Annotated in this window: 15 protein-coding genes, 1 tRNA gene, 1 other RNA gene and 1 pseudogene; 10 read left to right on the forward strand and 8 right to left on the reverse strand. The window is 70.6% G+C overall.

The window, feature by feature from the left end; all coding sequences use genetic code 11:
* Window positions 1-159: 159 nt before the first annotated feature.
* A complete protein-coding gene (locus GX015_RS08140; protein ID WP_366926263.1) occupies window positions 160-927 on the reverse strand; it encodes a metallophosphoesterase in 768 nt (255 codons plus the stop codon).
* A gap of 105 nt (window positions 928-1,032) precedes the next feature.
* A complete protein-coding gene (gene aceE / locus GX015_RS08145) occupies window positions 1,033-3,762 on the reverse strand; it encodes a pyruvate dehydrogenase (acetyl-transferring), homodimeric type (protein WP_291344236.1) in 2,730 nt (909 codons plus the stop codon).
* Window positions 3,763-4,110: 348 nt separating this feature from the next.
* On the opposite strand from aceE, the gene GX015_RS08150 reads away from it, so the two are divergent.
* The 3 genes from GX015_RS08150 to GX015_RS08160 all read left to right on the forward strand — a co-directional run bounded on the left by GX015_RS08150 (window position 4,111) and on the right by GX015_RS08160 (window position 5,770).
* Window positions 4,111-4,530: a DUF3052 domain-containing protein gene (locus GX015_RS08150; RefSeq protein ID WP_291344237.1), complete on the forward strand. Its 420-nt coding sequence runs from the start codon at window positions 4,111-4,113 to the stop codon at window positions 4,528-4,530.
* Between the two features lie 151 nt (window positions 4,531-4,681).
* Window positions 4,682-4,753 (forward strand) — tRNA-Val (locus GX015_RS08155).
* Between the two features lie 81 nt (window positions 4,754-4,834).
* A complete protein-coding gene (locus GX015_RS08160; protein ID WP_291344238.1) occupies window positions 4,835-5,770 on the forward strand; it encodes a CobD/CbiB family cobalamin biosynthesis protein in 936 nt (311 codons plus the stop codon).
* Window positions 5,771-5,795: 25 nt separating this feature from the next.
* Here GX015_RS08160 and GX015_RS08165 read toward each other — a convergent pair whose 3' ends face one another.
* Entirely contained in the window at window positions 5,796-6,890 is a 1,095-nt protein-coding gene (locus GX015_RS08165; protein WP_291344240.1) for an SURF1 family protein, read from the reverse strand.
* Between the two features lie 178 nt (window positions 6,891-7,068).
* On the opposite strand from GX015_RS08165, the gene GX015_RS08170 reads away from it, so the two are divergent.
* Window positions 7,069-7,665 (forward strand): GtrA family protein, encoded by a 597-nt coding sequence (locus GX015_RS08170; RefSeq protein ID WP_291344242.1) that lies wholly within the window; start codon window positions 7,069-7,071, stop codon window positions 7,663-7,665.
* Window positions 7,666-7,801: 136 nt separating this feature from the next.
* Here the strand turns inward: GX015_RS08170 and GX015_RS08175 are convergent, their stop codons facing one another.
* Window positions 7,802-8,305, reverse strand: coding sequence for a low molecular weight protein-tyrosine-phosphatase (locus GX015_RS08175; RefSeq protein ID WP_291344243.1), 504 nt, complete (start codon window positions 8,303-8,305; stop codon window positions 7,802-7,804).
* 237 nt (window positions 8,306-8,542) lie between these two features.
* Window positions 8,543-9,274 (reverse strand): HAD hydrolase-like protein, encoded by a 732-nt coding sequence (locus GX015_RS08180; protein ID WP_291344245.1) that lies wholly within the window; start codon window positions 9,272-9,274, stop codon window positions 8,543-8,545.
* Between the two features lie 64 nt (window positions 9,275-9,338).
* On the opposite strand from GX015_RS08180, the gene cobC reads away from it, so the two are divergent.
* From cobC to rnpB, 5 genes are all read left to right on the forward strand, one after another.
* Window positions 9,339-10,538 carry an Rv2231c family pyridoxal phosphate-dependent protein CobC gene (cobC, locus tag GX015_RS08185; RefSeq protein WP_291344247.1) on the forward strand — a complete coding sequence of 400 codons (1,200 nt, stop codon included), beginning with the start codon at window positions 9,339-9,341 and terminating at the stop codon, window positions 10,536-10,538.
* A gap of 104 nt (window positions 10,539-10,642) precedes the next feature.
* Window positions 10,643-11,830, forward strand: a complete 1,188-nt coding sequence (locus GX015_RS08190) for a Nif3-like dinuclear metal center hexameric protein (RefSeq protein WP_291344249.1) — start codon at window positions 10,643-10,645, stop codon at window positions 11,828-11,830.
* Window positions 11,827-12,573, forward strand: coding sequence for a hypothetical protein (locus tag GX015_RS08195; RefSeq protein WP_291344251.1), 747 nt, complete (start codon window positions 11,827-11,829; stop codon window positions 12,571-12,573). The genes GX015_RS08190 and GX015_RS08195 overlap by 4 nt, the downstream gene beginning before the upstream one ends.
* Entirely contained in the window at window positions 12,570-13,283 is a 714-nt protein-coding gene (locus tag GX015_RS08200; protein WP_291344253.1) for a histidine phosphatase family protein, read from the forward strand. Before GX015_RS08195 ends, GX015_RS08200 begins: the two co-directional genes overlap by 4 nt.
* Before the next feature lie 179 nt (window positions 13,284-13,462).
* An RNA gene (gene rnpB, locus GX015_RS08205) (RNase P RNA component class A) lies at window positions 13,463-13,918 on the forward strand.
* A gap of 383 nt (window positions 13,919-14,301) precedes the next feature.
* On the opposite strand, the gene GX015_RS08210 is transcribed toward rnpB, so the two are convergent.
* Both GX015_RS08210 and GX015_RS08215 read right to left on the reverse strand, forming a co-directional pair.
* Entirely contained in the window at window positions 14,302-15,132 is an 831-nt protein-coding gene (locus GX015_RS08210; RefSeq protein ID WP_291344255.1) for a hypothetical protein, read from the reverse strand.
* A 442-nt stretch (window positions 15,133-15,574) separates the two neighbouring features.
* Window positions 15,575-16,939, reverse strand: coding sequence for a TrpB-like pyridoxal phosphate-dependent enzyme (locus tag GX015_RS08215; RefSeq protein ID WP_291344258.1), 1,365 nt, complete (start codon window positions 16,937-16,939; stop codon window positions 15,575-15,577).
* A gap of 132 nt (window positions 16,940-17,071) precedes the next feature.
* Here GX015_RS08215 and GX015_RS08220 point away from each other — a divergent pair, with 132 nt between their 5' ends.
* Complete coding sequence (locus tag GX015_RS08220) at window positions 17,072-18,598, forward strand: RNB domain-containing ribonuclease (protein WP_291344256.1); 1,527 nt, start codon at window positions 17,072-17,074, stop codon at window positions 18,596-18,598.
* A gap of 6 nt (window positions 18,599-18,604) precedes the next feature.
* Here GX015_RS08220 and GX015_RS08225 read toward each other — a convergent pair.
* Window positions 18,605-18,811 (reverse strand): annotated as a pseudogene (locus GX015_RS08225) (hypothetical protein); the annotation flags it as partial.

The following is an 18,811-nucleotide window of genomic DNA, read 5'->3' on the forward strand; positions in this document are numbered from 1 at the left end:
CCGCCGGCGCCCCGGCCGCCCGGTTTCCCGCCGGATCCGCCGGAGGCCGAATCACCGGCCGCGCCGGCACCGTCGCCAAGCAAAGCACTGAGGGCATCGCCCAAGCTGCTGGTCATGTCCGCTCCCATCCGTCGGTCCGCGAGAAGGTCACGTCCCAGGCTACAGAGCGGGCTCGCGCAGAGGGCGCGACGCCTCCCACCAGCGGCCATGCGCGGCGACGTCCACGACCTCGAGCTCCGGGTAGCGCAGGGCGGTGAGCGCGTTGCCGAAGACGCAGCCCGTGTCCAGGCACATGGTGTTGTTCACCCACTCGGCCCGCGTGACCGGCCAGTGCCCGTAGACGACGCGGGCAGCGCCGGAATAGCGCCGCTCCCACTCGATGCGGATCGGCACCCCGTCCGCCGTGTACCGCCCGGTGACGTCGCCGTACAACGCGAAGGCGCGCACCGCACCCGACTCGCGGCCGTGGAACTCCTCCTTGAGCCCGGCGTGGGCGACGACGAGGTCGCCGCCGTCCAGCAGCAGATGGATGGGCAGCTTCGCGAGGAACCGGCGGGCGCGGTCGGGGAAATCAGGGTCGGCGTCGGCGAGGGCGGCGATCTGCTCGAGCGACTCCGCGAGCCCGTGGCGAACCACGACGTCCGCGCCGCCGAGCGCGCGGGCGAGCTTCCAATCGTGATTGCCCATGACCGACACGGCCGTGCCCGCGTCGCACATGCCCATGACCAGCCGCAGCACGCCCGGAGTGTCCGGGCCGCGGTCGACGAGGTCGCCGACGAACACCGCCAACCTGCCCTCGGGGTGCGAAGCGCCGTCGGGGTGGCCATGGCCGTCGACCGTAACCTCCCAGCCGAGCTTCTCCAGCAGTTCGACGAGCTCGGACAGGCACCCGTGCACGTCACCGATGACGTCGAAGGGCCCGGTCAGGTGCTCGAGATCGCGGGGGCCGGAAACGCGGCCGGCCGCGGCGGGAGCATCGGAGCTCTCCGCCGCGGCCGGGCCGTCTGATCGGCGTGCGTCGCCAGTGATCGGCTACACCACCGTCGGATCGGTGATCTGGTACTTTTCCGCGGCCTTCTGGGCCACGGACGCCGGCAGCTTGCCCTCGCGGGCCAGGCCGGCCAGCGCCGCGACGACGATGGACTCGGCGTCGATGTTGAAGAAGCGGCGGGCGGCCTCGCGGGTGTCGGAGAAACCGAAGCCGTCGGCGCCCAGCACCGTGTAGTCGCCCGGCACCCACTGGCGGATCTGCTCGGGGATCGCGCGCTGGAAATCGGACACGGCGATGAACGGGCCATCGGCATCCTCCAGCACGCGCTGGACGAACGGGCGCTCGTGGAACTCGGCCGGGTTCTGCAGGACCTCGGTCTCGCGGGCCAGGCCGTCGCGGGCCAGCTCGTTCCACGAGGTCACGGAGTAGATCGACGACGGGATGTCGTACTCCTCGGCCAGCATGTCGGACGCCTTCAGGGCGGCCTGCATGCCGATGCCCGACGCCAGGAGGTTGACGTGGTTCTCGCCCTTCTCCTCCTTGAACGCGTAGATGCCCTTGAGCAGGCCCTTGACGTCCAGGTCCTCGGCGGCGGCCGGCTGCGGGGTCGGCTCGTTGTAAATGGTCAGGTAGTACATGACGTCTTCGCCGCGGCCCTCGCCGTACATGCGGTCGATGCCCTCGCGGATGATGTACGCGGCCTCGTAGGCGAACGCCGGGTCGTAGGCCACGACGGCCGGGTTCGTCGCCGCCAGGAGCGGGGAGTGGCCGTCCATGTGCTGCAGGCCCTCGCCGGTCAGGGTGGTGCGGCCGGCGGTGGCGCCGAGCAGGAAGCCGCGGCACTTCTGGTCGCCGGCGAGCCACATCTGGTCGCCGGTGCGCTGGAAGCCGAACATCGAGTAGAAGATGTACAGCGGGATCATCGCCTCGCCGTGGGTGGCGTAGGACGAACCGGCGGCGATGAACGACGCCATCGACCCGGCCTCCGAAATGCCCTCGTGGAGGATCTGGCCCTGCTCGGACTCCTTGTAGGACAGCATCAGGTCATGGTCGACCGGGGTGTACTGCTGGCCGTGCGGGTTGTAGATCTTCAGCGTCGGGAACCAGGAGTCCATGCCGAAGGTGCGGGCCTCGTCCGGGATGATCGGCACGAAACGCTTGCCCAGCTCCTTGTCGCGCATGAGCTCCTTGAAGATGCGCACCACGGCCATGGTGGTGGCCACCTGCTGCTTGCCGGAGCCCTTCAGAATGGACTTCAGCGCGTCCATCTCCGGCACGACCAGTGGCTCGTAGGTTTCCCGGCGCTCGGGCACGTAGCCGCCGAGCTCCTTGCGGCGCTCCTTGAGGTACTGCAGCTCCTCGGAGTCCTCGCCCGGGTGGTAGTAGGGCGGCAGGTACGGGTCCTTCTCCAGGACCTCGTCGGAGATCGGGATCTCCTGCTTGTCGCGGAAACGCTTCAGATCGTCGAGCGTCAGCTTCTTCATCTGGTGCGTGGCGTTGCGGCCCTCGAAGTTGTGGCCCAGGCCGTAGCCCTTGATGGTGTGCGCCAGGATGACGGTCGGCTGGTCCTTGGTCTCCAGCGCCTTGGCGTAGGCGGCGTAGATTTTGCGGTAGTCGTGGCCGCCGCGCGACAGGCTCCAGATCTCCTCGTCGGTCATGTCCTCGACGAGCTTGGCGGTGCGCGGGTCGCGGCCGAAGAAGTGCTCGCGGACGAACGCGCCGTCGTTGGCCTTGAGGGTCTGGTAGTCGCCGTCGCGGAAGTTGTTCATCAACTCCACCAGCGCGCCTTCGTGGTCCTTCTCGAACAGGGCGTCCCAGTCGCGGCCCCACACGACCTTGATCACGTTCCAGCCGGCGCCGCGGAAGAAGCTCTCCAGCTCCTGGATGATCTTCGTGTTGCCGCGGACGGGGCCGTCGAGGCGCTGCAGGTTGCAGTTGACCACGAAGGTGAGGTTGTCCAGGTTGTTGATCGCGGCGGTCTGGATCAGGCCGCGCGACTCGGGCTCGTCCATCTCGCCGTCGCCGAGGAACGCCCACACGTGCTGCTGCGAGGTGTCGGACAGGCCGCGGTCGTGGAGGTAGCGGTTGAAGCGCGCCTGGTAGATGGCGCCCATCGGGCCGAGGCCCATGGACACGGTGGGGAACTCCCAGAATCCGGGCATGCCGTGCGGGTGCGGGTAGGACGGGATGCCGCCCTGGGGGCGGGATACCTCCTGGCGGAAGCCGTCGAGGTCGTCCTCGTCCAACCGCCCCTCGAGGAACGCACGTGCGTACATGCCGGGAGAGGCATGGCCCTGGAAGAAGATGTGGTCGCCGCCGCCGGGGTGGTCTTTGCCGCGGAAGAAGTGGTTGAAGCCGACCTCGTACAGCGGGGCCGACGACGCGTAGGTCGAGATGTGGCCGCCGACGCCGATGCCCGGGCGCTGCGCGCGGTGGACCATGATCGCGGCGTTCCAGCGGATCCACTTGCGGTAGCGGCGCTCCACGGCCTCGTCGCCCGGGAACTCCGGCTCCATGGTCGTGGGGATGGTGTTGACGTAGTCCGTGGAGGTCAGCGGCGGCAGGGCCACGCGCTTGGCCGTGGCGCGCTCGAGCAGGCGGAGCATGAGGAAACGCGCGCGATCGGGCCCGGCTTCCTCCAGCAGCCCGTCGAGGGACTCGAGCCACTCGCGGGTCTCCTCCGGGTCGATGTCCTTCAGGTAGGACTCGACGCCGTCTCGGATCAGCGCGAAGTTGGTGTCGTCGACATGTCGGTCCGCCGTGTCGGCCATGTGGTTCCTCCAGGTTCACGGGGCGGTCGGCCCCTGGGTTGCGGGGCGGGATGACGCCCTAATTGTTTTCCACATCACTCTACTTCCGTTTTCGCTTCGGCGGCGGGGAGCCTCCGGGCCCCTTTTGCCTGACGACGTTCACCTCCCCGCCGTCCGCCCGGAATCCGGCTAACACCGTTCCGCGCCGTTGCTCGGGTGCCGGGCGGGGTGCGGTGGGGCGGGGTCGTCGTCAAGCTCCCGGGCCCCGATCCCTGTACAAGGCCCCCCGGGGCGGTAAACTCCCCGGAGAAAGGATCGCGGGTCGATGACGGAACCCGCGGCGATCTCGAGAATTGGAGGACCGGAGAAGTGGTCGACGCCACTGGCGCTGTGCAGGATTACGCGGATTCGCTGGGCATTGAAAAGGGCCGGCGGGTTCAGGAAGTCGGTTGGGACGACGACTGCGACACCGCCATCAGCGAGTCGGTCGAGGAGTTCCTCGGCGAGGATCTGCTGGACGAGGAAACCGACGAGGTCGTCGACGTCGTGCTGCTGTGGTGGCGCGAGGACGACGGCGATCTGGTCGACGGTCTCGTCGACGCCGCCCGCCCCATGGACGAGAACGGCCGCATCTGGCTGCTGACCCCCGGGGCCGGCCGCCCCGGCTTCGTGGATCCGGGCCTCATCGACGAATCCGCGCAGCTCGCGGGCCTGACGGGCACGTCGGCGATTCGCCTGGGCCAGTGGCAGGGCAACTGCCTGGTCCAGCGCGGCGTCAAGCGCCAGTAGCGCGCCCGCGCTGCGGCGGTCGCCCGCAGTCTTCCGCGATTTCGGTGGAAACCGCCCGGCCCGTGCCGGGACTTCGCGCCCGGTCGGGCCGAAGAATGCCCGCCTCAACGGGTGTGTTACCGTTTTCCGCGACGTCGCCCACGCGACATCCGCGGCGATAGCTCAGTGGTAGAGCTCTGGTTTTACACACCAGCGGTCGGGGGTTCGAAACCCTCTCGCCGCACGCGATTTCCCGCCGATAATGGAAGCTCAGCCCCGTTCCGGACCGTCACCGGAACGGGGCTCGTTTTTCTGAGGAGCCCCGATGAACCAGTCCCGCAGGCAACGCACCCTGGGCCGGGCGGCGGCGCTGGCCGCCGGTTTCGCCGGGGACCGCGTGTTCGGGGATCCCGCCCGCCACCATCCCGTCGCGTGGTTCGGCACCATCGCCGATCGGCTGGAGAAGCGGATCTGGGCCGACTCTAAGCCGCGGGGAGTCGCGTACGCGGCGGTCCTCGTCGGTGCGCCGACCATCGCCGCGGCGCTCGTCGCCCGCCGTTTCCCGAATGCCGCGCTGGCGGCGGTGACGTGGACGTCGCTCGGCGGCACGACGCTGGCGCGCACCGGCGAGCGGATGGCCGACCGCCTCGAAGCCGAGGACCTCGCCGCTTCCCGCGAACTGGTGCCGTGGCTGTGTTCCCGAGACCCTGCCAAGCTCGACCTCGACGGCGTGGCGCGGGCGACGGTGGAGTCGCTGTCGGAGAACACCTCGGATGCCGTGTCCGGCACCCTGCTGTGGGGCGCGGTGTTCGGCGCGCCCGGCGTTGTGGCGCACCGGTGCGGCAACACCCTCGACGCGATGGTCGGCTACCGCACGCGGAAGTGGGAGAACTTCGGGTGGGCGTCGGCGAAGTTCGACGACGTGATCAATTGGGCGCCCGCCCGGCTCACGGGTGCGGCGACGATCATCGCCGGCCCCGATCGCGCCGGTGCGTGGCGGGCGTGGCGCGAGGACGCCCCCGGCCACCCCAGCCCGAATGCCGGAGTTCCGGAGTCGACCGCGGCGGGTGCGTTGGGCGTCCGCCTCGGCGGAGCCACCGAGTACGAGGGCGGCGTCGAGGAGCGCGCGGTGCTCGGCCGCGGTCCGTCGCCGTCGGTTGCCGACGTGCGCCGGGCGGTGACTCTGACGCGCCGCGTCCAGGACATCACCGCCGGGATCTGCGTCGGCGGGCTGCTCCTCGCCGCATACGCGGCACGGTGACCGGGTGAGCCGCTAGCAGCGTTCGTCAGAAGCGCTCGTCGTCGAGGCCGTGGCCCTTGCGGCGGCGGCCCTTGTGTCCGGAATCGCCGTAGCGCGCGGCCAGGCGCCGCGCCCGCTCCTCCGAGGGATCCGCCTGCGGGGTCTTGGGCTGTGCCGTCGGCCGAGTCACCGAGACGCCGGCCTCGGCGTCCGCCGCAGCGGCGTCGGTTGCGGTACCGACGGCTCGATCCTCGGCATGCTCCTCGGCCCGATCCTCGGCATCCGCGCCATCGCCGACCGCCGTCACCGCGGTGGCGGCGGTGGCGGTGGAACCGGCGGATCCGGGTGCGCGCGAGGCGTCGTCAAGCGAGGACCGCAGGGCCGCCTCCTGTTCCTCCCGGTCCCGGCGCCGCTCCCGGGCCTCCGCGAAAATGAACCAGGCCAACGCGGCCGGCGCCATGATGCCGAAGAAGATCCACTGGATGCCGTACGCCAGGTACGGGCCGGTCTCGAGCGTCGGCAGGGGAATGGCGCGCAGGCTGCCGGGCTGATCCGCCGCGAGCTGAATGTAGTCCTCGTGCAGGTCCAGGCCCATGATCTCGCCGACCTGGTCGGTGTTGAGGCCGTACACCTGGGTCGGCTCGCCCGGCCCGCCCGCCAGCGGCGGGCGCTCGGGGGACATTTCGCCGCGGCGCGCGTACCCGAGGATGGTTACCTCGCCCGACGGAGCCTTGTCCATCGCGGGAATGCCGCCATCGGTGGGGGTCTCGAAACCGCGATTGACCAGGTAAATCGAGCCATCGTCGGCCCGGAAGGCGGTCAGCGCATGGGTGGCCGGGGTGCCGTCGACCGGGCGGTTGCGCAGCAGGACGTCCGAATCCGGCAGGAACTCGCCCTGCGCCGTGACCCGCCGCCACTCCGTGCCGTCCTCCAACTCGCCGTCGGCGGGGAAGAGTTCCGAGGCGTCCACGGGATCGACCTCGAATGCATGGCGCAGCTGATCGTTGCGCTCCTTCGTGGCCTCGTTCTTCCCGAGCTGCCACGGGGCGAGCACCGTGAACGCGAGGTAGGCGAACGCGACGCAGACCACGGCGGTGAGCACCCAGCCGGGCGTGATGAACTGGCGGATTCGGGATTTCACGCAGCCCACCTTACTCACCCGCCCGGATCGGCCCCGAGGTGGAAAGGGGAAGGGCCGCGAGTGGCGCGGCGAGGATCCGGCATGCGGCGGTGACGTTGGTCATCGGTGCACGCTGTGGGGGGTTGCGGTGGAGTAGAATTGGCCGTTAACCCCCATGCCCAGCCGCCGGAAGGTGCCCGTGTCCTCAACCGCCGCTACGCCGTCATCGCGTTCGCGCTATGGCGCGGTCTTCCGCCAGTTCATCAAGTTCGGTTTGGTGGGCGGCACCGGTGTGCTGGTCAACACCGTCGTCGCCATCGCGGCGCGCAAGGCGGGCCTGGAGTGGGGCGTCAACGAGCACGACGTGTTCACCAACCTCCTGGGCACCCGCTGGAACATCCGTTGGTCGCACGTGTACGCGACGATCGCCTTCCTCGTGGCCAACGTGTGGAACTTCCAGCTCAACCGTTCGTGGACGTTCCGCGTGGAGAACCGGCCGAACTGGTTCCGTCAGTTCGGCCCCTTCCTCTTGGCGGGCTTGTCCGGGCTCGTCGTCAGCCTGGTCACCATCACGGTGCTGACCAATCCGACGTCGCCGCTGGCGCTGCCGGAGCACATCTTCGACGACTCCAGCGGCCTGCGGACCCGCTTCTATTGGGCCAACCTCATCGGCGTGCTGCTGGGCACGCCGGCTAACTTCCTGATCAACAAGATCTGGACCTTCCGCGTCCGCACGCTGGCCGGCAAGGATCCGCGGCCGAAGGATCGCGAGCGCATCGAGCTCAAAGAACTCTAGGGCTCTGCAGCCCGGCATTGCGGCGCTTTACGACGGCCACCGTCCCCGTCCCAACCCGTCGAGCGGGAAGGGGCGGGGACGGTGTCGTTCCGGGCGCCGGTGCGTCGGCGCGTCGACGCCTCAGCGTGTCGATGCCTCAGCGCGTCGACGCGTCTTCGAGGAAATCGCGCACCACGTCGATGAGGCCCGGGGTGGCGGCCTCGATCTCGTGGCGGGTGCGGGTGAAGCCCGAGTCGTCGCCGTAGTAGGGGTCGGCGACGTCGGCGTCGGCGGGGGAGGCCGGGTCGAAGGAGCGCATCAGGCGGATCTTCTCCGCCGGGATGCCCCGGGCGATGAGCTGCGAGACGTGTCCGTTGTCCATGGCGATGTACAGCGTCGCGTCGACGTGCTCGGCACCGAGCTGCGCGGCGACGTGAGTCGAGTCGTGGCCCGAGTTCTCCAGCTCGGCGCGGGCCCGGGAATCGGCGGGCTGGCCGACGTGCCACGCGCCGATGCCGCAGGAGGCGAGGAGCACGTCGTCGGCCAGGTCGGCGTCCTCGACGGCCTCGCGGACGATGATCTCCGCCATCGGGGAGCGGCAGATGTTGCCGCTGCACACGAAGACGAGGTACACGGATTCGGTGCGGCCAGGGGCGGACATGGGGTTCTCCTCGGTGAAGCCCGGCCGATTCGGGCCGGGCGAAAAGCGGGCCGCCCCGCATCTCGCCGACCCGGTCGGGGTCATCGCGCGCGGGGCGTGTTTTTCCGTATGACAAGGTATAACGCGCGCACCACCGGAGCCAATTTCGGGTGCGGCCAGTCAGACCCCGAGCACCTCCCGCCCGATCCCGTCGGTCCCTGGCATTCCTTCGGGCGCGGGGCAAAACCTTGGCGCAGGTCAGACGCCGAGCATCTCCCGCGCCATCCGGTCGAGCTCCTCCATCGAGTGAGCGACGGCGTCGGCGCGGTCGCGTTCCCCGTCGGGCCCGTAGCCCCAGCCGACGAGGATGCACGGCACCCCGAACGTCCGGGCGCCGTGGAGGTCGTGGATGCGGTCGCCGATCATCACGACGCCGGGGAGCCGGTCGCCGGGGCCGACGCCCGAGCTGTCGTCGTTCGCTCCGCCGTCGCCCACACCGCCGTCGCCCGGATCGCGCCGGTCCGCGGGCAGGCCCAGCACGCGCAACGTGTGTTCGATGACGTCGTCCTTCTGGTGCCGGTCGCCCCCGTCGTCGGCTGCTCCGATGAAGTCGAACCGATCCAGGATGCCGAATTCGGCCAGCACCTTGCGGGCGAAGTGACCGCCCTTCGAGGTCGCCGTCGCCAAGCGAATGCCGTCCGCCCGCCAACCGTCGAGGAGCTCCGCCCAGCCGGGGAACATCCTCGTGTCCGCCCAGCCGCCGTCGGTCTGCTCGGCGCGGTAGGCGCGCATCGCCTCGTCCAACCTTTCGCCCGCGAGGCCGATCCTCGCCATCGAATCGCGCATCGGCGGGCCGGCGAGGGTGGACAGGAAGGCGTCGTCGGGCAGCGGATGGTCGACCGCCGCCATCGCGGTGCGGAAACTCGCCTGGATGCCCGCGAGGGAATCGCTGATGGTGCCGTCGACGTCGATGAGCAAAGTGGGGGCCATGCCACCCAGTATGGGGTGTGCGGCCCTTGGTGGGCGATCCGGGCGGTGTGGCACTCTGAAGGGCATGGAAATGGGGAAAGCGGGGGCCGCCGCCCGGGCGGGGCATGCCGACGGCGGCACCGGCAGTGGTTTCGAGGGTGGTGCCGGCGGAGGCTTCACCGGCGACCTGAACTACCACGGCGACGTCGCCGCACGTGGTGCGCTGGTCGATTTCGCGGTCAACGTGCGGGGGACGACGCCGCGGTGGCTCGTCGACGGCCTCGGCGGCCACCTCAACGAGTTGTCGGCCTATCCCGACCCGATGCTGGATCGGCGGGTGCGCACGCTCATCGCACGGCGCCACGGGCGGAAGGCCGACGAGGTGCTGCTGCTCGCGGGCGTGGCCGAGGGGTTCGCGCTGCTGCCCAACTTCTGCGAGCGTCCCGCCGTGATCCATCCGCAGTTCACGGAGCCGGAGGCCGCGATGCGCGCCGCCGGGCTCGCCGTCGACCGCGTGGTGTTGCGGCGGCCGTGGGATCTGGCTCAAGTGCTCGATGGCGCCGGGCAGACCGGTGCCGCCGCCATTCCGGCCGACGCCGATCTGGGGGCGGCCGGAGCGACGATCCCCGCCGACGCCGATCTCGTGGTCGTGGGCAATCCGACGAACCCGACGTCGGTGCTGCATTCCCGCGAGGACATTCTGGCCCTGCGCGCGCCGGGCCGCATCGTGGTGGTCGACGAGGCGTTCATGGACGTCGTCGCCGCCGACGAGCATGCGGCCCACGAGGTCGCGTCGGTGCGCGATCCGGGACTGCTGGTCTTCCGCAGCCTGACCAAGACGTGGGCGCTGGCGGGCCTGCGCTGCGGGTACGCGCTCGGGGCGCCGGAAGTCCTGGCGGCCCTGGCCCGGCGCCGCCCCGCGTGGCCGGTGGGCACGCTGCAGCTGCACGCCATGCGGCTCGTCGCGGAGCACGGGATGGATCGCCCGTTGGACGTGGAGCGCGAGGAGATCGCGCACGAGCGGGAGCTGATGGTCGGTTTGCTCGACGACGCCGGGTGGTCCGTCGAACCGGCGTCCGGGCCCTTCGTGTTGGCGCGGCCGCCGGTGGAGGACCCCGAGTCGGCGCGGTTGACCTTGGCCAACCGGGGAGTCGCCGTGCGCCGGTGCGACACGTTCCCGGGATTGGGGCCGGGGTGGTGGCGATTGGCGGTGCGCGGCGCGGCGGACGTCGGCACACTGGTGGGGGAGGTTGCCCGCATCGCCGTCCTGCAGAGTGAACGATGATGGCGCCGCAAGCAGCCGGCCATGACACCACTGGCGCCGCCGGTGCCCGATCCGCAACTGAATAGCCGCCCCGCACACCAGCATCATCCCGAGAGGAAACGCAGATGAACGTGACCGTCGCCGACGTGCGCCGTGTTCTCGACGCCGCCTACCCGCCCGAGCTGGCGGAGGAGTGGGACAAGGTCGGGCTGATCTGCGGCGACCCCGGTGAGGCGGTCTCCCGGGTGGCCGTGGCCCTGGACTGCACCGATGAGGTGGCCGACGCGGCGGTGGCGGCGGGCGCGCAGATGCTCGTCGTGCACCACCCGCTGTTGCTGCGCGGAGTGTCGTCGGTGGCCGCGGATACGCCCAAGGGCCGGATCCTGCACAAGCTCATCCGCGGCGGGGTGGCGCTGTTCGCGGCGCACACCAACGCCGATTCCGCGCGCCCCGGCGTCAACGATCGCCTGGCCGAGATCCTGGGCGTCACCCCGGGTGCGCCGCTGGCGCCGAAGCCGGGCCGGCACTTGGACGCGTGGGTCGTGCGAGTCCCCGCCTCCCACGCCGATGCGGTGAAGGAGGCCGTTTTCGGCGCCGGCGCCGGCTCCGTCGGCGATTACGACTCGTGCGCCTACGAACTCTCCGGCCGCGGCCAGTTCCGGCCGGGCGACGACGCCGATCCGTTCCTCGGCGAGCGCGGCGAGGTCGAGCACGTCGACGAGCAGCGCATCGAGTTCGTCGCCGAACCCCACTTGCGGGCCAAGGTCCACGCCGCCCTGCTGTCGGCGCATCCGTACGAGGAGCCGAGCTTCGACATCCTGGAGTCCCTCGTCGGCGATCTCGACCCGGATTCCGCCCTGGGCATCGGCAGGGTCGGCGAACTCGACGAGCCGATGCCGTTCAAGGATTTCGTCGACCGCGTCGGCAAGCGCCTGCCCGCCACCGAGTGGGGCGTGCGCGGCGCCGGCGACCCGGACCGGATGATCCGCCGCGTGGCGGTGGCCTCCGGTTCCGGCGATTCCTTCCTGAACACCGCGCGGAAGCTGGGCGTCGACGCGTTCGTCACGTCCGACCTGCGCCATCACCCGGTCGACGAGGCGCTGCGGGAGGGTGGGCCGTGCATCGTCGACACCGCGCACTGGGCCAGCGAATTCCCCTGGTGCGGCCAGGCTGCGGAGCTGATCGGCGACGCGCTGGGCGTCGAGACGGAGGTCCTGGACATCCGCACCGACCCCTGGACCGTCGCCGCCGGCGGTTCGCTTGACGACGACCCCGCCAACACCACCAACCCCACGATCGAGGAGAACCGATGAAGCTCGACCCCGTCACCCAGGTGACCATCCTGGAGCTGTCCGAGGCCCAGTCCCGAATGGACGGGCTCGAGGCGCGGCGTCAGTCGTCGCCGGAGCGGGCCGAGCTGACCTCGCTGCTGTCCGAGCGCGCGGCGCTGCGCACGAGTTCGGCCCGGTCGAGGCTGTCGGCGCGGGACTTGGGCGTGGACGTCGAAAAGCTGGAATCCGACCTGGACAAGCTGCGCCGCCGCGAAGACGAGGACCGCCGCGGCCTCGACTCCGCCGAGGATGCCGACGTGCGCCGCGACTTGGAGCATGACCTGGCGTCGACGCAGCGTCGCCGCGAGGAGCTGGAGCACCACATCGCCGACGTCCGCGACATCCGCGACGCCCACCAGATCAATACCGGCGCCGACGCCGGTGAGCTCGAGGAGCGCATCCGCGCCGCCGAGACCCGCGTCGCCGACGCCGATGTGGACGTGCAGGCGCAGGTCGACGGCCTGAAGCGGCGCATGGAGGAGCTGCGCGGCAGCGTCGACGCGAAGCTGTTGTCGCGCTATGACAAGATCACCGCCGAAACCGGCATCGGCGTCGCCCGACTGGAGGGGCGCACGTGCCTCAGCTGCTACATGGAGCTCGACGCGTCGACGATGCGGGACTTCGAGCGGCTGGCGCCGGAGGAGGTCGTCAACTGCCCCGAGTGCCGGGCATGGCTGGTGCGGCCCGTGACCCTCAACGCGGCGGGCAAGGGCGACCGGCGATGACGGGCGACAAAGGGCTCGTGGCGACCACCTCGGGATCCGGGGCGGCACGGGAGGCGACGTCGGCGAGTCCGGGCTGGACCGGTGCCGTCGGCGAACCCACGCGCCTGCTGCTGTTGCGCCACGGCCAAACGCCGATGAGCATCGACCGCCGGTACAGCGGATCGTCGTCGAACCCGTCGCTCACCGACTTCGGCCGCCGTCAGGCCCGCGCCGCCGCCGAGCGTCTCGCGCTGGGGGACTGGGACATCCGCGGGATCATCGTCTCACCGCAGGCCCGCGCGCTGGAGACCGCCGAGTACGCGTCCGCCGAATTGGGCCTGGACATTTGCGTCGACGATGACCTGCGGGAGACGGACTTCGGCACGTGGGAGGGCCTCACCTTCGGCGAGGCCGCCGCCCGCGACGCCGACGTCCACGCCCGCTGGCTCACCGACCCGGAGCTGCCCCCGCCGGGCGGCGAAGCGTTCCGCACCGTCGACGACCGCGTCGCAGGTGCCCGTCGCCGCATCGCCGAGGACTTCGGCACCGGCACGTTCCTCGTGGTCAGCCACGTCACTCCGGTCAAGGCCCTGCTTCGCCAGGGGCTCGGCGCAGGTTTCGAACTGTTCACCCGCCTGCACCTGGATCTAGCGTCGCTGTCCGTCGCCGAGTTCTACGCCGACGGCCCGACCTCGGTCACCCTGGTCAACGACACCGCGCACCTGAGGTAGCAGCGGACGGCTGGAACCCCGCGGACCGAACCCGGCCGCGCGCCCGAGGTGGCGGTGGACCGACCCCGACCCCTCGCCCGAGGTGGCGGTGGACCGACCCCGACCCCTCGCCCGAGGTGGCGGTGGACGACGGGGACGTGAGCGTCGCAAAGCACGTGCTGTAAAGTCCCCCACGTGAGCGAGCCGGCCGGATGGCCGCGGCACGGGGACCAGCGCACCGCGAGGTGAGCCCGGCCCGGCGCCGAGGAAAGTCCGGACTCCACAGGGCACGGTGGTTGCTAACGGCAACCCGGGGCGACCCGCGGGACAGTGCCACAGAAAACAAACCGCCGGGACGATCGCCGCGGCCGGATCCGTCCGGCCACCGCGACCGGACCCGGTAAGGGTGAAAAGGTGCGGTAAGAGCGCACCAGCGCCGCAGGTGACTGCGGCGGCTCGGTAAACCCCACCGGGAGCAAGGCAAGAGGGCGCACCGTCCGCGGTGTGCCTGCTCGGACGATCGAGGGCGCCCGCCCGAGTCCGAGGGTCAGCTGCTTCAGGCGCCCAGCGATGGTGCGTCGAGATGGATGGTCATCGCCCGCCGGCGCCGAAAGGCACGGCGGGAACAGAATCCGGCTCACAGGCCGGCTCGTTCACGTTTACTTCGGGGGATTTTTCTGTGGCGGCGTATGCGTCCGCGTCCGAGTTGCGAGATTTCTCCCCTCGAGGCGGGAGAAACACGCCAATGCCCGGTGCGTCAGTCACACCAGCCCCAACGTCGCTGAGTTGCGTTCTTTTTGAAACATCGGCGCTGCAAAAGACCAGGTGTTTTGCCGCTCTCGTGTTTCAAAATGAACGCGGTGGCGGTTGGTTGGGGCGCATGTGACTGGGGGTGAAAATCTGCGATCGCTTCTGCGGCGTTGGGCGGTACCTGGGCCCGCCAGAACGGGTCGAACCCTTCTGAGGCGCTTTCGCCGCTCGGCCGGAATTCCCCCGCATGTCGGCGATCGCGCCGACGTTCGCTTCGGGAGCGCTCCGATCAACTGCTCCGGCGCCGGGCTTCGTAATCCTGTTTCCGCGTTCGAAACCCTTCAGGCCAACGCTCGCCAAAACGGACGAAAGTCCCCCGAAAAGTTTCGCCCCGCTCGAGTGCCTTCGCGCCGCGGACCAGCGCCTCGCGTGTTTTGCTGGCGGCGGTTTCGGTCATCATGTCGGTCCACTCGATGCGTACCGGGTCCAGACCCACGTCTCGGAATTCCTTTTCGCGCCGCCATTCACGGCGCACGCGATCTTCGGGGTCGCCGTACTTACCGGTGAACTTGTCCTCACCGTGGACTTCGATGACGACCGGCAAATGACGGTAGGCCATGTCGACGCGGCCGATGAGGACGTTGCGTTCATCGAACACCCAGGTCTGAAGCTCGGGCGCGGGTAGTCCGGCTTCGATGAACTGCGCCCGCGCCAGCGATTCGGCGGCACTTTCGGCGGTCGCCGTGGCCATGGCGATCGTTTCGAGGGCTTCCCGGGGACTGCGGCTGCGGCCGGCGGCACGCGCGAGGTCGATGTTCGAATGCCCGAGCCTCAGCGCCGAGTCCGCGGCGAGCAGCCCTGGCCGAAACCCGTGACGCAAGCGAATGTCGGCAACGGTCGCCCCGACGCCGGTCACCGGGCGGCCATCGATCCGGACGAGGTCTTCGGGCCCCCACGCCAGCGGGCTTTCGCGGACGTCCCGGATCGTGGTCGAACGCCGCCGCGTGGGATGGGCGAGCTCGATGATGTCGTTGTTCGGGTCGCGGTCGGGGTCGTCGCGCCAGCGCCCGTCCGCGTCGAGGATCTCCAGGCCGTGGACGAGGGCAGCGCTGCGCCCCACGAGCACCATGCCGGCGCGGGCGTCGGCGGCGGTGATGTGCCGGAGCCGTCGTTTGGCGTCGTCGTCGAGCTCGCGCCATTGGTCGGCGGGGTAGTAGGCGTTGGTGCGGATGCGGTGGAGTTCGCCGGCCTTGTGCCTGCGCGAAAGGGTGACGCGCTCGACGTCGGTGGCGCCTCGAATTGGGTTCATGCCCTATTGGACGCGGCCCGGCGCCGCGCGGTTCCATCTGATTTCCGGCTACCCGCGGACAGGGGAGGACATGTGGAAGGCCGGGCCGTCGCATTTCGCTTTACGACGGCCCGGCCTCCACGTCATCCGCCTGCGAGCCAGGGAACGCTGCGTCACGCAAGGGTGCACACGGACGGCGGGCACCAGGAGTGCGCCACTCCCTCGGGAGCAGCGAACGACCCGGAGCAGCCGGGGCACCCGGAAGCGGCGGGGATTACAGGAACTTCTCGTACGACGGCAGGTCGAGGAAGCCGTTGCCCGACAGGCCGATCAGGATGACGGGGCCAGTTCCCGGCTCGCCGGTGAACTTCGAGGCCTCGACGCACGCGGCGGCGATGGCGTGGTTCGACTCCGGCGCGGGGACGGTGCCCTCGCAGCGGGCGAAGCGCATGCCGGCGGCGAACGCGTCCTCCTGCTCGACGGTCGTGGTCTCCATCAGTCCCAGCTCCACGGCGTGCGACACCATCGGCGCCATCGCGTGGTAGCGCAGGCCACCGGCGTGGATCGGGTCCGGCACGAAATCCTGGCCCAGGGTGTGCATCTTCAGCAGCGGCGTCAGCCCCGCCACGTCACCGTGGTCGTAGCGGTACTCGCCCTCGGTCAGCGACGGGCACTTCGCCGGCTCCGCCGCGATGATGCGCGGCGCGCCCTCGCCCACGAACTCCTTCGGATCCCGCTTCGTCCGCGAGGGTTCGGTCGCGGTGGATGCGCGGCCGCCGTCGTCAAGCACGGAACCCGTCAGCGAATGCCCGATGAACGGGAACGTCAGGCCGGCGAGGTTCGACCCGCCGCCCGCGCAACCGACGACCACGTCCGGGCCCGACTCGCCGAACATGGCCAGCTGCGCCGCGGCCTCCTGGCCGATGATCGTCTGGTGCAGCATCACGTGGTTCAGGACGCTGCCCAGGGCGTAGCGGGAATTGTCGCCCTTGACCGCGACCTCGATGGCCTCCGACACGGCCATGCCCAGCGAACCCGGGGTGTCGGGGTCCTTCGCCAGCATCGCGCGGCCGGCCTCCGTCAGATCCGACGGCGACGGGTGCACGGTGCCGCCGTAGACCTCCATGAGCATGCGGCGGTACGGCTTCGAGTCGTACGACGCGCGGACCTGCCACACCTCCACGCCCAGGCCGAAGAACTGCGCCGCGAACGACAGCGACGCGCCCCACTGGCCGGCGCCGGTCTCCGTGGTCAGGTTCGAGATGCCGTCGAGCATGTTGTAGTACGCCTGCGCCACCGACGTGTTCGGCTTGTGCGAACCGATCGGCGACACCGACTCGTTCTTGTAGTAGATCCGGGCCGACGTGCCCAGCTCCTTTTCCAGGCGGCGGGCGCGGGCCAGCGGCGCCGGGCGCCACAGCCGGTAGATTTCGCGGATCGGCTCGGGGATCTCGATCCACCGGTCGGTGGAGAATTCCTGCGCCACCAGGCCGGACGCGAAGATCGGCTCCATCTCCTCCGGCTTCAGCGGCTCGCGCGTGCCCGGGTGCAGGTGCGGCGGCAGCGGCTCGGGGAAGTCGGCGGCGAGGTTGTACCAGTGGGTCGGCAGCGCCGAATCGGGGAGGATGGCCTTGGTCATCTCGTCGTGCGCGCCGGACGTGTCGGCGCCGGGCCTGGCCTGCGGGGTCATGTGTGCTCCTATGTCGTGCGAAGGGATCCCATCAAGGTTATCCGGCGACGGCCGCGGCGTTCGTCATTAGGCTGGGGCGGCATGAAGCTCTATGCAGCGGCCCTCGATTTCCGCTCCGTCGCCCGCGAACACGGGGTGCCGGAGACCTTCGCCCCGGAAGTGCATGACGACGCCGCCGCGGCGTCGGATCGGCGCACCGGCCGGAAGGACCTGCGCGACGTGCCCTTCGTGACCATCGACCCGCCCGGTTCGATGGACCTGGACCAGGCGATGCACCTCACCGCGCTGGACGGCGACGGTGCGGATGGTGAGGTCGGCGCGGAAGGCCACGGCGGCGAGGGCGGCGCCGCCGGTTGGCGCGTCCTCTACGCCATCGCCGACGTCGGCGGCCTCATCGCGCCGGACTCCCTCGTCGCGCGGGAGGCGATGCGCCGCGGCCAGACCATCTACCTGCCGGACGAGCCGACCCGCCTGCACCCGGCGGCGCTGTCGGAGGGTGCGGGCAGCCTGCTGCCGGACGTCGACCGGCCGGCGCTGGTGTGGGACATCGTCGTTGGCGCGGACGGCGAGCCGACCTCGTGCGACGTCTACCCCGCGCTGGTGCGGTCGGTGGCCCGGCTGGAGTACGTGCAGGTCCAGGCGACGTTCGACGCCGGGGATCCGCACCCCTCGATTGCCGCGCTGCCGGAGCTGGGCAGGGCGCGGCAGGGTTCGGCGCTGCGTCGTGAAGCAATCAACTTGCGCCTGCCCTCGCAGACCGTGGCGCCGACGGACGACGGCCGGTGGGAGCTGCACCTGGACGCGCGGCCGCCGGTGATGGACTTCAACTCGGAGATTTCGCTGCTCGCGGGCATGGTCGCGGGCCAGATGATGGCGGAGGCCGGCGTGGGCGTGCTGCGGACGCTGCGGCCGGCCGGAGACGAGGCGCTCGCGGAGTTCCGCGTCGCCGCGCGCGCCCTGGGCTACGAGCTCCCCGATGATGCCGGGATCGCGCAGGTCAGCGAGTTCCTCGCGGGCGTCGACGCCGACTCCGCGCGCGGCATGGCCGTGATGAAGGACGCCTCGCGCCTGTTGCGCGGGTCCGGCTACGAGCGGGTGGAGACGCTTGACGACGGATCGGCGCCCGACCCGTCGGACGTGCCCGTCCATTCCGGCGTGGGCGGCCCGTACGCGCACGTGACCGCGCCGCTGCGCAGGCTCATCGACCGGTTCGGGCTGGAGTATTGCCTGGCCATCGCCGCACACCGCCGCGGGGAGACCGAGAAGGTCGAGGTGCCGGAGTGGGTGACCTCCGGCGTCGACGAGGCGATTTCGGTGATGGCGTCGTCCGGTCAGCTGGCGTCGCGGGTCGACCGGGCGTGCCTGGATCTCACCGAGGCCGTCGTGCTGGAGCCGTGGCTGGGCCACGCCTTCGACGCGGCGGTGCTCCACGACCGGGGCGAGGAGGTCGAGGTGTTCGTCTTCGAGCCGCCGGTGTTCGCGCGGTGCGTCGGCACCACGGCGGCGGGGGTTCCGGCTGAGGGCACCGCCCAGCGGATCAGCCTGGTCGCCGCCGACGCGTCGAACCCGGTGGAGCCGCAGGTGACGTTCGCCTGGCCGGCGGATTAGGCGGGATCAGAAGGGGGAGTCGACGGCGTCGCCGGCGTCGGTGCCGGTGACGCGCAGGACGGAGCCGCCGTCGCGCCGGATGGCGGCCTCGACGTCGTCGGCGTCGTCGGCGTGCGCCCACACGACCACGGCGGCGCCGCGGGCGGGGCAGCAGCGGGCGACGACGTCGCGGTCCTCGAGGGAAGCGACGAGTCGGCCGAGCGGGGAGTCCGC

The sequence above is a fragment of the Corynebacterium sp. genome (assembly GCF_012837295.1).
Classification (GTDB): domain Bacteria; phylum Actinomycetota; class Actinomycetes; order Mycobacteriales; family Mycobacteriaceae; genus Corynebacterium.